15 protein-coding genes and 1 tRNA gene are annotated in these 12,705 nt (G+C 67.8%); 5 read left to right on the top strand and 11 right to left on the bottom strand.

Annotation, left to right across the window (positions count from 1 at the left end; genetic code table 11):
* Positions 1 to 62 precede the first annotated feature (62 nt).
* Positions 63 to 866: a lytic murein transglycosylase gene (locus tag MWU52_RS08705; protein ID WP_246951157.1), complete on the top strand. Its 804-nt coding sequence runs from the start codon at positions 63 to 65 to the stop codon at positions 864 to 866.
* A gap of 9 nt (positions 867 to 875) precedes the next feature.
* On the opposite strand, the gene MWU52_RS08710 is transcribed toward MWU52_RS08705, so the two are convergent.
* From MWU52_RS08710 to MWU52_RS08745, 8 genes are all read right to left on the bottom strand, one after another.
* Positions 876 to 960, bottom strand: a tRNA-Leu gene (locus MWU52_RS08710).
* A gap of 40 nt (positions 961 to 1,000) precedes the next feature.
* On the bottom strand, positions 1,001 to 1,540 hold the full coding sequence (locus MWU52_RS08715) for a tetratricopeptide repeat protein (RefSeq protein WP_246951158.1): 540 nt from the start codon (positions 1,538 to 1,540) through the stop codon (positions 1,001 to 1,003).
* A gap of 46 nt (positions 1,541 to 1,586) precedes the next feature.
* Positions 1,587 to 2,396: a S1 family peptidase gene (locus tag MWU52_RS08720; protein ID WP_246951159.1), complete on the bottom strand. Its 810-nt coding sequence runs from the start codon at positions 2,394 to 2,396 to the stop codon at positions 1,587 to 1,589.
* Between the two features lie 113 nt (positions 2,397 to 2,509).
* Positions 2,510 to 3,334: a trypsin-like serine protease gene (locus tag MWU52_RS08725; protein WP_246951160.1), complete on the bottom strand. Its 825-nt coding sequence runs from the start codon at positions 3,332 to 3,334 to the stop codon at positions 2,510 to 2,512.
* A gap of 58 nt (positions 3,335 to 3,392) precedes the next feature.
* On the bottom strand, positions 3,393 to 4,796 hold the full coding sequence (gene glcF, locus MWU52_RS08730; protein WP_246951161.1) for a glycolate oxidase subunit GlcF: 1,404 nt from the start codon (positions 4,794 to 4,796) through the stop codon (positions 3,393 to 3,395).
* A 9-nt stretch (positions 4,797 to 4,805) separates the two neighbouring features.
* Positions 4,806 to 5,147: a hypothetical protein gene (locus tag MWU52_RS08735; RefSeq protein WP_246951162.1), complete on the bottom strand. Its 342-nt coding sequence runs from the start codon at positions 5,145 to 5,147 to the stop codon at positions 4,806 to 4,808.
* 31 nt (positions 5,148 to 5,178) lie between these two features.
* Positions 5,179 to 6,246 carry an FAD-binding protein gene (locus MWU52_RS08740; RefSeq protein WP_246952825.1) on the bottom strand — a complete coding sequence of 356 codons (1,068 nt, stop codon included), beginning with the start codon at positions 6,244 to 6,246 and terminating at the stop codon, positions 5,179 to 5,181.
* A 54-nt stretch (positions 6,247 to 6,300) separates the two neighbouring features.
* Positions 6,301 to 7,734: an FAD-linked oxidase C-terminal domain-containing protein gene (locus MWU52_RS08745; protein ID WP_246951163.1), complete on the bottom strand. Its 1,434-nt coding sequence runs from the start codon at positions 7,732 to 7,734 to the stop codon at positions 6,301 to 6,303.
* Between the two features lie 179 nt (positions 7,735 to 7,913).
* Between MWU52_RS08745 and MWU52_RS08750 the strand changes: the two genes are divergently transcribed.
* Together MWU52_RS08750 and MWU52_RS08755 are read left to right on the top strand one after the other, a co-directional pair.
* Positions 7,914 to 8,600 (top strand): DUF599 domain-containing protein, encoded by a 687-nt coding sequence (locus MWU52_RS08750; RefSeq protein WP_348645504.1) that lies wholly within the window; start codon positions 7,914 to 7,916, stop codon positions 8,598 to 8,600.
* 4 nt (positions 8,601 to 8,604) lie between these two features.
* Entirely contained in the window at positions 8,605 to 8,952 is a 348-nt protein-coding gene (locus MWU52_RS08755) for a hypothetical protein (RefSeq protein ID WP_246951165.1), read from the top strand.
* Here the strand turns inward: MWU52_RS08755 and MWU52_RS08760 are convergent.
* The 3 genes from MWU52_RS08760 to MWU52_RS08770 are packed head-to-tail and all read right to left on the bottom strand — an operon-like array spanning position 8,949 to position 11,216.
* Positions 8,949 to 9,926, bottom strand: coding sequence for a pyridoxal-phosphate dependent enzyme (locus MWU52_RS08760; protein ID WP_246951167.1), 978 nt, complete (start codon positions 9,924 to 9,926; stop codon positions 8,949 to 8,951). The two genes, MWU52_RS08755 and MWU52_RS08760, sit on opposite strands and share 4 nt — an antisense overlap.
* Positions 9,923 to 10,714 carry a tryptophan synthase subunit alpha gene (gene trpA, locus MWU52_RS08765; protein ID WP_246951169.1) on the bottom strand — a complete coding sequence of 264 codons (792 nt, stop codon included), beginning with the start codon at positions 10,712 to 10,714 and terminating at the stop codon, positions 9,923 to 9,925. Before trpA ends, MWU52_RS08760 begins: the two co-directional genes overlap by 4 nt.
* A 49-nt stretch (positions 10,715 to 10,763) precedes the next feature.
* A complete protein-coding gene (locus tag MWU52_RS08770; protein ID WP_246951171.1) occupies positions 10,764 to 11,216 on the bottom strand; it encodes a VOC family protein in 453 nt (150 codons plus the stop codon).
* Positions 11,217 to 11,286: 70 nt separating this feature from the next.
* Between MWU52_RS08770 and MWU52_RS08775 the strand changes: the two genes are divergently transcribed.
* On the top strand, positions 11,287 to 11,472 hold the full coding sequence (locus MWU52_RS08775) for a hypothetical protein (RefSeq protein WP_246951173.1): 186 nt from the start codon (positions 11,287 to 11,289) through the stop codon (positions 11,470 to 11,472).
* Between the two features lie 77 nt (positions 11,473 to 11,549).
* A complete protein-coding gene (gene ychF, locus MWU52_RS08780) occupies positions 11,550 to 12,647 on the top strand; it encodes a redox-regulated ATPase YchF (RefSeq protein WP_246951175.1) in 1,098 nt (365 codons plus the stop codon).
* Positions 12,648 to 12,705: the final 58 nt, after the last annotated feature.

Raw genomic sequence — 12,705 nt, forward strand, 5'->3', positions numbered from 1 at the left:
CATTGCCGCGCGCACCTGGCGTGATAGGTTCCCCGCAAACGTCTTTCCTGCAGGAGATATCCATGATCCGCACCACCCTGATCCGCGCCGCGATCATCGCCGCGCTCGGCACGACGCCGGCCCTCGCCGCCCAATGCGGCAACGATGCCAGCGGCTGGGAGCGCTGGAAGCAGCAATTCGCCCAGGAGGCGGCCGCCGCCGGGATCGGCCAACGCGGGCAGGAGGCCCTGGCCAATGCCCGCTACGCGACCCGCACCATCGCCGCCGACCGCAACCAGCGGGGCGTGAAATATGCGCTGGACGATTTCATCCGCATCCGTCTCGGCTCCCTCGACAGCTTCGCGGCGCAGGCGAACCGCAGGCTGAACCAGAACCGCAACTTCTTCCAATCACTCGAAGCGCGCTACGGTGTCCCCGCCGGCATCCTGCTGGCGATCCACGGTATGGAGACGGGGTTCGGCCGCAACATGGGGTCCGAGAACGTCGTCTCCTCGATCCTGACGGTGGCGTATGATTGCCGCCGGTCTGCCTTCTTCACCCCGCATGCCCTGGCGGCGCTGCAGATGGTCGACCGTGGCATGCTGGCCCCCGGCCAAAGCGGGGCCGCGCATGGCGAACTGGGGCATACGCAGTTCCTGCCCGGAAACGCGCTGCGCTATGGGCAGGACGGGAACGGCGACGGTCGGGTCGATTTCTACAACATGGCCGATGCCATGGCCTCGACCGCGAACTACCTGCGCCAGAAGGGGTGGCAACCCGGCCAGCCGTTCCACGAGGGCACACAGAACTTTCGCGTCCTGAACGAGTGGAACGCGGCGACCGTGTATCAGAAGGCGATCGCGCTGTCGGCCGCGCGGATCGGCTGATCGGTCCGCTGGTACGGGCGGCGGGAGTCGAACCCGCACGGGCCAGGCCCCTCAGATTTTAAGTCTGGTGTGTCTACCGTTCCACCACGCCCGCACGGCCCCGTGCCTAGTCGGGCGGAGGGGCCGTTGGCAAGCTAGAGCTCGATATCTTCGGGTCGCAGGGAGAGATACTGCCGCTCGGCCAACCATGGGTTGAAGGCCAGCGCCTGGCGGATGATGGCCTGCCCTTCCCTGATTCGGCCAAGCTGGATCAGGGTCAGGCCCTTGCCGGCAATGGCCGCGACGTGACGCGGTCGAAGTTCGATCGCCCGTTCCAGGTCTGGCAGCGCGGCCGCATAGGATCCGCGCAGGAAGTTGGCGAAGGCGCGCTGGTTGTAGCCTTCGGCGAAATCCGGACAATACTCGACGAGGGCATCGAATGCGGTGATCGCGCCGGCCAGGTCGAAGGCGGCCCGCCGGGTCATGCCATCGTCCAGAAGCTGCTGCGCCCAATCATCTGGTGCGCGGGCCCAAAGCTCCCACATGCGGTTGGAGATCGTGCGCGCCGCGTTCTGGCTTTCCGCCGACTGAACCCGGGCCAGCAGGTCGTCCATCTCGGCGCTGATGTCCGGATTGGACGGGCAGTCGGCGAATGCCGGGGCGGCCAGCAACAGGAATGGTATGACGTGTCGCATGACCGAAAGGGTGACTTGTGTTGCCGTAAGGTCAAGTCACGACGGTTCAATCCTGTGCGGCGGTGTCCCGGGCATCGGTCGCCGCCACGCGCTTGCCCACGGGCGCAAAGGCCGGCGTGCGCGCGAATTCGGCGATGAGCGCGTCGAACTCGCCCTCCATCACGGCGGCGAGCGAGACGTCCTGACCGTGCCACCGTGCCATGGCCGAAATGACCGAGACAATCCGTGTCTCACCTTCGTGAGCGATGAATACCGGTGCGCCGGACGAACCGAAATCGACCTCGCAGCTCAGGACGAGAATCTCGTTGTCGCGGGTCAGGATCTCGCAGGCCTCCTCGCGCGAGGGGGCTTCGGCCCGGTCCTTGCCGTAGCTGACGACCTGGACGGTCTGGCCCGGCTCGACGCGCAACTGCGTGCGGAAGGGCCGCACATGCCCCAGCCGCACCGGTTGATCCAGTTCCAGCAGCGCCAGGTCGGTTCCGACCCGGCCAAGCCGGTTGGCATCCGCGAAATCGTACTCGGGATGAACGACGACGCGGCGCACGCCGCGATAGGCTTCGGCCCGACCGAAGCGAAGGCCCGCCTGGAACTGAATGTCCTGCGCGACGATCCGGTCGCCGGTGGTCTGGTCATAGAGGCAATGGGCCGCCGTCAGGACGATTTCGGACGTGATCAGCGCAGCGGTGCAGAACCCGGTCTCTCCGGTCTCTCCGAAGTCGAGGCGGCCGACGGCCTCCCACCCGCGGTTGAGATCGGCGGTGCCGAGCGTGCGCAGCGGCGTCTCGGCCAGGGCGGGACCATGCGCGGCGGATCCGATCGCCAAGGCGGCGAGGATCGGTCTGACTAGCTTGAACACGTAAGGGCCCACCTTCGGTCTGTCATCATCAAGACTGCCGGACGATCCCGGCGAGAGCAGGACCGGATTGGACCGCATATCGGAAACTTTCGGGCCAAACCCTGCGGATTGTGTCACCCCTCGGGCCGATGGAACCGGATATTGCCCGATCCGCCACTTCCGACCTGCAGCCGCTTGGCCCCCGGCGACAAGGTGGTGGTGCGCCCAAGCTCCCATTTCAGGCGTTGCAGTCCCTGTTCCACCGTGACGGCGAAGGCCGCCCGCTCGCCTTGCCAGGTGCCCATCGCCGAGATGACGGAGACGATCTGCAACCCGGCTTGCGTCGCCACGAAGACAGGCGAGCCCGATGAGCCGAAATCGACCGAACAGGACAGCACCAGTATCCGCGCGTCGCGGTCGAGTACGCGGCACGCATCCTCCTGCGAGGGGGCATCGGCCCGGTCGCGCCCATAGCTGACCACCTGCACGGTATCGCCCCGCCGCAGCCGACCCCGGGCGGGGAACGGGCGGATGCGGGGGAGGTCCAGGCTGCGATCCAGTTCCAGAAGCGCGAGATCGTGCGAGACGCCGCCGACGGTCGGCTTGGACGATGGCCTGTAGGCCGGGTCGATCACCATGCGGCGCACGCCCCGGCGCGCGTCCTCATGCCCGAAGCGCAGACCGGCGCGGAAGGCGATCGTGTCGATGTCATGGGCCGAGCCGGTCTCCATGTCGAACACGCAATGGGCTGCCGTCAGGACCAGCGTCGGCGAAACCAGCGCCCCGGTGCAGAAACCGCGCGTGCCGATATCGATCCGGCCCACCCCTTCGAGGCCGCGAACCGCATCGGCGGTGTCCAGCGTCCGCAATCCGACCTCCGCCCCGACGGGAAGCGGTTGAAGCCCCAAGAACACCAGAAGGAGGCGGGACGACAGGCGGCGCAGGGAACGGAAGAGCATCGGCAGGCCTCGGGCAGGTGGAGCACCCCCGTTGATCCCTTCCGATGACGGCGAAACCCTAGCGCAATCTAGGCACTTGCGAGGCAACCGCGGGGCCAGGCCGAAAATCGGCGATGACGGGCGGCACGGGTCCACCTGTCGCCCAATCCAGGAGCTCGACCGTGTGGACGACCGGAACCGACGCGGCGGAGCCGATCTGCATCATGCACCCGATATTGCCCGCGGCGATCACGTCGGGCGCCCGCTCCTCCAACGTCGCGATCTTGCGGCGCTTCAACTCTCCCGAGATCTCGGGCTGCATCAGGTTGTAGGTGCCGGCGCTGCCGCAGCACAGATGCGCGTCGCGGGGCTCCAGCACCGTGAAGCCCGCGCGGCGCAGAAGCTCCTTCGGCGCGCCCTTGATCTGCTGACCATGCTGCAGCGAACAGGCCGCATGGTAGGCCACATGCATCCCACCCGTGCCGCGATCGGCCGGAACCCGGCCCGTCGGAATGCCGCCCACGCCGTCGCGCGCCGGGCGCGGCGGGGTTTGGAACGGGTGATCCTCGGGCAGCAGGTCCAGCAGCACCTCCGAGACGTCGCGCGCGATGGCCGAGACACGCGCCGCGTCGCCGGCCAGATCGTCGTTGCGGAACATGTGGCCGTAATCCTTGACCGTCGTCCCGCAGCCCGACGTGTTGATGACGATCGCGTCGAGGCCATGGCCATCCATCTCCCGCGTCCAGGCGCCGATATTTCGCGCGGCGGAGGCGTGGCTCTCGCCGGTCTTGCCCATGTGGTGGGTCAGCGCGCCGCAGCACCCTGCCCCCTCGGCCACGACGACCTCGGCGCCCAGGCGGGTCAGCAGACGGATGGTGGCGTCGTTGATGTCGGTGTTCAGCGCCTTCTGCGCGCACCCGGTCATCAGCGCGACGCGCATCCTGCGGTCCTTCGCCGGGAAGGTCTGCGGGTCGTCGTTGCGACTGACGGGGGGGATGCTCCTCGGCGCCATGTCCAGCATCGCGCGCAGCCGCGCGTCCGGCACCAAGCGGGCGAAGGGGCGCCCCATCTTGGCCCCCAGGAGCGCCAGGCGGAACCGCGTCGGATGCGGCAGGATACGCGCCAACGTCCAGCGCAGAAGCCGGTCCATGAGCGGGCGGCGATAGGTCCGTTCGATATGCGCGCGGGCATGGTCGACCAGATGCATGTAATGCACCCCCGACGGGCACGTCGTCATGCAGGCCAGGCAGGACAGGCAGCGGTCGATATGCTTGACCGTCCGCGCGTCCGCCGGCCGGTCGTTCTCGAGCATGTCCTTGATGAGGTAGATGCGGCCGCGCGGACTGTCGAGTTCGTCGCCAAGCACCTGGTAGGTCGGACAGGTCGCCGTGCAGAAGCCGCAATGCACGCAGGCGCGCAGGATTTCGTTCGAGCGTGCCGTGGACGGGTCGGCAAGCTGCTCGGATGTGAAGGTGGTTTGCATGGGTGGGGCTCAGACGTTGAAGAAGGCTATGGTTCCGGCCGCGAAGCTGGCCAGCACCGCAGCGAGGAGATCAGACACCCGTTCCTCGATGGTGCGCTTGGCTTCCGGAACGCGGGTCAGGAACAGGATGGCGGCGATCGGGGCCATCACGAAGAAGAGGCCCGTCGCGATGCCAGCCTCGCGCTCGATGTCGAAATGCGTCCGGGACGGCGCGTGCAATACGGAGGAGACGATCAGCACGACGCAGCCTGCCAGCAGCACCAGCGCAAGGCCGAGACCGATCCAGCGCGGCAAGAGGGTCGGGACCCAGAACGCTAGACCGTAGAGGACACTGCCCACCGCGATCACCATGCCCGCGCGTACGGCTCTGTCTGCCGCCAGGTCATGCCGGCGCGGCCGCGGCTGGTCGGAACAGGCCGCGCGGATCGAACCGTGCGCGGATGCCGTCCTCGAGCGCGGCCACGGGTGCGGGCCGCGGGACTGCGTCGGCAGGCCCGGTGACGCGGCTCGCGTGCCCGTCGAAGGACGGCAACGCCGCGCGTAGGTCGGCGCCGGACGCCAGCCGCAGCCAGACGAGGCCGCCGCCCCAATCGACCTGTGCCGCCTCGGCCCCGGCCGCCGCGACCAGCGCGGGCGCTTGGCTGGGTCGGCAATGGAGGCGCCAGACGTCCCCCGCTCCGGCCACCGGGCGGGCGTCGCGGATGTCGGCCCAGGGGCTCTCGACCTCCTCGGCCCGGCCCCAAGGGGTCAGCAGGTCGGTCAACCGGCCCGCGCGGTACGCGACCGAGCCGGGCAACCCCTCGATCCGAAGATACGTTCCGTCAGCCGTCCAGGCCGCGCCGCTGACCTCGAAGGGCGAGCCGAGCGCGGCGCCCATCGCGGCGACGGCCTCGGCCACGGACAGCTCGGCCAGGCGCAGGGTCGTCTGCGTTTGCGCGGCCGGCAGCACCTTGAACGCCACCTCCGTCAGCACGCCCAACGCACCCCGCGCCCCCGCCTGCAACTTGACCAGGTCATAGCCGGTCACGTTCTTCATGACCCGACCGCCGTTCTTGACGATGGTCCCCTCGCCATCGACGAAACGCACGCCGATCAGGCTGTCGCGACACGCACCCGCCTGCACCCGGCGCGGCCCCGAGACGTTCATCGCCACCGCGCCGCCGATCGTGGGCGTCCCGGTCGTGCCGAGCAGCGGACGATGATCCATCGGCTCGAAAGGCAGGCACTGGCCTTCGGCGGCCAGCGCGGCCTCGATCTCGGCCAGCGGCGTGCCCGCCCGCGCCACCAGCGTCAGGGCGCCCGGCTCGTACAGGGTAATCCCCCGAAGCCCGGCGGTCGTCAGCGGCTCCCCATCCGCCGGGGCATGCCGCGTTGCACCGCCGCGCACCGCCAGCGGCGCATTGGCACCGCGCACGATCGCGGCCAGATCCTCTTCGGTCTCGGGTCTCAGCACGGGTCCATCCTTCCTCTGGCCGAAATACCTCCGCCGGAGGCATCCGCCGTTTCAGCCGGCGCGACGTGCGGCGGTGGCATCGAGCGGAAACACCTTCGCCGGATTCAGCAGCCATTTCGGATCGAACACGTCCTTGACGCGCATCTGCGCCTCCAAGTCGCCGGTGTTGAACTGATGCCCCATCAGATCGCGCTTCTCGACGCCCACGCCATGCTCCCCGGTCAGGCAGCCGCCGACCTCGACGCAAAGCTTCAGGATCTCCGCGCCCATCTCCTCGCAGAGTTCGAGGTCGCCCGGCTTGTTGGCATCGAACAGGATCAGCGGATGCATGTTGCCGTCGCCCGCATGGAACACGTTCCCGACCTTCAGCCCGTATTTTTCCGAAAGATCCGAAATGCCGCGCAGGACGCGGGGCAGCTCGCTGACCGGGATCGTCCCGTCGAGGCACATGTAGTCGTTGATCTGGCCCATCGCGCCGAAGGCCGACTTGCGGCCCAGCCAGATCGCCGCGCTCTCCTCGGCCGAATTCGAGCGGCGCAGCTCGACCGGGTCATGCGACCGGGCGATCTCCTCGATCAGGGAAAGCTGCTCCTCGATCTCGGCCTCCGACCCCTCGACCTCCACGATCAGGAGCGCCTCGACATCCGGGTATCCGGCATGCGCGAACGCTTCGGTCGCGTGGATGACGGGACGGTCCATGAACTCGATCGCCACGGGAAGCACGCCCGCCTTGATGATGTCCGCGACGCAGGCCCCCGCCGTCACGTTGTCGTCGAACGCGATCAGGACGGGCCGCGCGCCCTCGGGCTTGGGCAGGATGCGCAGCGTCGCCTCGGTCACGACGCCGAGCTGCCCTTCGGACCCGCAGATCACACCCAGCAGGTCGAGCCCGCCGGCATCCATGTGCGCACCGCCGATCTCGACCACGGTGCCGTCCATCTGCACCAGCGTCACGCCCAGCAGGTTGTTGGTCGTCACGCCGTATTTCAGGCAATGCGCCCCGCCGGAGTTCATCCCGATATTGCCGGCAATGGCACAGGCAAGCTGCGACGAAGGATCGGGGGCGTAGAAAAAACCGTCGGCTTCGACATGCCCGGTGACCGACAGGTTGGTTCGCCCCGCCTGCAACCGGATGATGCGGTCATCGTAGTCGACCTCCAGCACTTCGGTCATGCGCGCGACACCCAGGATCACGGAATCGGCTGTCGGCAGCGCGCCACCGGCCAGCGACGTTCCCGATCCGCGCGGGACGACGGGTACGTTCATGTCGTGGCATATCCGCAGGACCACGCTGACCTCGGCGGTGTCGCGCGGCAGGACGACGGCCAGGGGCGGGCACTTGTAGGCCGTCAGGGCATCGCACTCATAGGCGCGCGTTTCCTCTTCGGCGTGAACGATGGCGTCGTCGGGCAGGACATCGCGCAGACGCGCCACCAGTTCCGCCTTCCGGGCCAGGATGAACGGGTCGACCTGCGGCATCTGCATCGTGCATCTCCTGGCGCTATTGGTAAAATTATATAACCAATTCCGGCGTCAGGGCAAGGTCTTCCCGATTCCGGCGCAAGCCGGAGGCAGCATCCCGCGGATCGCGCCCGGTGCCCGAGTTGCGGAAGAAGTGCGATGGCCTTTCCCGTTCGTTTCGCGGAACATGTTGGATGATGGACATGATGGAACATCTGCCCCTGCTGACCACACTCGACTGGTTGGCGCTGGCGGGGCTCGTGCTGGCTTGGGCCGGCTCCACCTGGCTGATCGAGCGGGAGGGGACGAAACGCCCTTCGGTCACGATCCTGATGCAGCGATATCGTCACGACTGGATGCAGGAGATGCTGACCCGCGATCCGCGGAACTTCGACGCCGTGATCCTGTCGAACCTGCGTCAGGGCACGGCCTTCTTCGCCTCGGGCTCGCTGATCGCGCTGGGCGGCGTGCTGGCGCTGGCGGGCAATGCCGAGCAGCTCTCGACGATCGCCGAGGAAGTGAACCTGCTCGACCGGCACGCCGCCGCCTGGCAGGTCAAGTTGATGATCGGGGCCGTTCTTCTGACGCACGGGTTCCTGAAGTTCGTCTGGGCGAACCGGCTCTTCGGCTATTGCGCCGTGGTGATGGCGGCCACGCCGAACGATCCGGGCGACCCCCGGTCGACCCGACGCGCCGCGCAGTCGGCCGAGATCAACATAAGGGCCGCCGCCGCGCTGAACCGGGGACTGCGGTCGGTCTATTTCGCGCTGGCCACGATCGCCTGGCTGCTGGGCTGGTGGGCCCTCATGATCGCGGTCGCGGCCACGATCTGGGTGATCTGGTCACGCGAATTTGCCTCGACATCGCGGCAGGTCCTGCTGGATGACTAGGATCATGCGCATTCTATTCTGTATCTTGGTACTCTGCGCCACGCCCGCCTTGGCCGACCGCCCCGTGATCGAGGAGGTCCAGGCCACGCGGACGGGCGAGACCTGGCGGTTCGACGTGACGGTGCGCCACGCCGACACGGGCTGGGACCATTATGCCGACGGCTGGACGGTCCTGACCCCTGACGGGATCGAGCTGGGGCACCGGGAACTGCTGCATCCGCACGTGACGGAACAGCCGTTCACCCGGTCGCTGGGCGACGTGACGGTGCCCGCCGGCATGACCGAAGTGGTGATCCGCGCCCATGACAGTGTCCACGGCTGGGGCGAGGACGTCGTGGTGACGCTGGACTAGGCGCCGCCGGCCAGCACGGGCGCGATCCGCGCACGGTCGAAATTCGCCCCGCAGAGCACGACGACGTTCACCGCCCCCGCGAAAGCCGCGCGATCGGCGCGCAGCCCGGCCAGGGCCAGGGCCGCGGCCCCTTCGACGAGCATCTTGTCGGTCCAGGCGATCTCGCGCAGCGCATCGGCGATCTGCGCCTCGTCGCAGGTGATGACGCGGTCGATCACCTCCTGCGCGAGCGGCAGCGTCAACGCGTCGGCATCGACCCCGCCCGCGCAGCCATCGGCCAGGGTATCGTTATGCGTCGTCTCGACGATCCGCCCGGCCTCGATGCTGGCGGCGAGCGCGGCCGAGGCAGCGGTCGATACACCGATGATCCGCGTCGCGGGCGAGACCGACTTCATCACCGCCCCGATCCCCGAGATCAGGCCGCCCCCGCCCATCGCCACGAACAGGTTGTCGATCCGCGGCATCTGCTCCAGCAGTTCCAGCGCGATGGTCCCCTGCCCCGACATCACGTCGAGATCGTTGTAGGGCGAAAGATACGTGGCACTCGCCTCCCCGGCCAGTTTGCGCGCGTGCCGTTCGGCCAAGCCGGAATCGCCGGGATGCAGGATCGTCTCGACGCCGTAGGCGGCGATCCCCTCGCGCTTTTCGGCCGGGGCGCCTTCGGGCAGGACGACGGTCAGGCGATGCCCGGTGGTCCGGGCCGCGTTCGCGCAGGCCATGCCGTGATTGCCCGACGACGCGGTGATCACCGGCACGTCCGTGGGAAGCGTCGTCAGCTTGGCCATCGCACCGCGTGCCTTGAACGATCCGGTGACCTGCAGGTTCTCGGCCTTGAACCAAAGCTGGCCGCCATCGTCCGGTATCGCGCGCGACGGCAGGCAGGGCGTCCGCCGGACGCCGCCCGCGATGCGCCGGCGTGCGGCGGTCGCGCGGGCGGCCAGCGACAGCACTTGCCGGCTGGGTTTCGCGCTCATGCCGAATGGGCCCCGTCGGCCAGCGTCTTCACATAGGCCAGGACGTCGTCGACATCCTCGCCCCGTCCGATACGGTTGACGATGGCCGAGCCCACGACGCAGCCGTCGGCCACCGCGGCGATGTCCTGCGCGGCCTCGGGGGTCTTGATGCCGAAGCCCACGATGACCGGCAGGTCGGTCGCGGCCTTCAGGCGCGCGACCTCGGGCGCGACCCTGTCGGCCTCCGCTGCGCCGGCGCCGGTGATCCCCGTGATCGAGACGTAGTAGACGAAGCCCGACGTGTTCTGCAGAACCTTGGGCAGGCGCCGGTCGTCCGTCGTGGGCGTGGCCAGGCGGATGAAGTTCAGACCCGCGGCCTGCGCCGGGATGCACAGCTCCTCGTCCTCCTCGGGCGGCAGGTCGACTACGATCAGCCCGTCCACGCCCGCCTCGGACGCATCTGCCAGAAAGCGGTCGACGCCGCGCGAATAGATCGGGTTGTAGTACCCCATCAGGACCACGGGCGTCGTCGTGTCGTGTTCGCGAAGGCCCCGCACGATGTCCAGCGTCCCGTCGAGCGTCATGCCCCCTTCCAGCGCCCGCTGGCCGGCCAGCTGGATCGTGGGGCCGTCGGCCATCGGGTCGGTGAAGGGCAGGCCCAGTTCGATGATGTCGACACCGGCCGCGGGCAGCCCGTTCACGATCCGCGCGGCGGTGGCGGCATCGGGGTCGCCGGCCATCACGTAGGCCACGAAGGCGCGGCGGTTCTCGGCCCGCAGGCGCGCGAAGGTGTCGTCGATCCGGGTCATGGTGCGGTCCCCCTGTTTCGCCTTCGATTGCGACAGGCGGGGCGGCGCGTCAATCGCAGTTGACCATCCAATCGACGCCGAACCGATCCGAGCCCATGCCGAAACCCCGCGCCCAGAAGGTCGGTCCGAATGGCATCATCTGCGATCCGTCGCGGGTCAACGCGTCGAAGATGCGACGCGCCTCGTCCAGGTCGGCCAGGTTCAGCTGCAGCGAATAGCCCGAATGCCCACCCTTCGGCGGCTGCATCCCGTCGGACGCCATCAACGTCCGGTCCCCGATCTTGAGCTGCATGTTGGCCACCATGTCCAGCCGATCCTCGGGGACCATCGAATGATCCTCCATCTCGCGGAAGCGCAGCCGGCTGACGATCGTTCCGCCGAGGATGTCGGCATAGAAGGTCATCGCCTCGTCGCAGGTGCCGTCGAAATGCAGATAGGTGTTGAGTTCCATGAATCCGACCTCCGCCGGGATCATGGCATGCCCGTCACGAAAACGCACCATGGATGGCGATCGCGGCTTTTTTTGCCGCCGGCATCTGGAATGCGGGGCGGCCTGACCCCATTTCCCGTGCATGAACTATCTGCTCGCCATACTCCTGCCGCCCCTGTCGATCTTTCTCGCCGGGCGGCCGATCCTCGGGATCATCACCTTTCTGATCTGGGTTCCGGCCTTGTTCCTCTCGGGCGGGCTGACGCATCCGATGTTCATCCTCCTCGCCTGGTTCATCATCTTCGAGCGGCGCAACAGTTCCGCCTGACGGCCGCGGACGGGCCGGACTTGTCCGCCGCACCCGTGCGGCGTATGGGACCCGCGGATCGAACGAGGGGTCGGAAGATGGGTTTCAGGATGGGCATCGTGGGTCTGCCGAATGTCGGCAAGTCGACCCTGTTCAACGCGTTGACCCGGACGGCCGCCGCGCAGGCCGCCAACTTTCCGTTCTGCACGATCGAGCCGAACGTGGGTGACGTCGCCGTGCCCGACAAACGGCTGGAAAAGCTGGCGGGCATCGCCAAGTCCAAGCAGGTCATCCCCGCGCGCATGACCTTCGTCGACATCGCCGGCCTGGTCAAAGGCGCATCGAAGGGCGAGGGGCTGGGCAACCAGTTCCTGGCGAATATCCGCGAAACGGACGCCATCGCGCATGTGCTGCGCTGTTTCGAGGATGGCGACGTCACCCATGTCGAGGGGCGCGTGAACCCGGTCGAGGATGCCGAGGTGATCGAGACCGAACTGATGATCGCCGACATGGAGTCGATCGAGAAGCGACTTCAGGGGCTATCTCGCAAGATCCGCGGCGGCGACAAGGAAGCTGTGGAACAGGAACGCCTGCTGCGCGCGGCCCTCGCGGCGCTGGAAGACGGCAGGCCGGCCCGCACGGTCGAGATCGCGCCCGAGGACCGACGGACCTGGAACCTGCTGCAGCTTCTGACGTCGAAACCGATCCTGTATGTCTGCAATGTCGACGAGGGGTCGGCCGCGACCGGCAACGCCTTCTCGGAGGCTGTGGGCGCGATGGCGGACGCGCAGGGTGCGGCCCATGTCGTCATCAGCGCGCAGATCGAGGAGGAGATCGCCCAGCTCTCCGATGAGGAAGCCGCGGAGTTCCTGACCGAGATGGGGCTGGGGGAGCCGGGGCTCGATCGCCTGATCCGGGCGGGGTACGACCTGTTGCACCTGGAAACGTATTTTACCGTCGGCCCCAAGGAGGCCCGCGCCTGGACGATTCCCGCGGGCACGAACGCACCCAGGGCGGCCGGCGTCATCCACGGTGATTTCGAAAAGGGTTTCATCCGTGCCGAGACGATCGCATATGACGATTTCGTCGCATTGGGCGGAGAGCAACCGGCCAAGGAGGCAGGCAAGATGCGGGCCGAAGGCAAGGGATACGTGGTGCGCGACGGCGACGTGCTGCATTTCCTGTTCAACACCTGAAGCCGCGACCGGCCCGCCACGGTCCGGCACCGATCGCCTTGCACACGATCTTGTGACC

Origin of the sequence: Jannaschia sp. S6380, assembly GCF_023015695.1 — a bacterium.
Classification (GTDB): domain Bacteria; phylum Pseudomonadota; class Alphaproteobacteria; order Rhodobacterales; family Rhodobacteraceae; genus Jannaschia.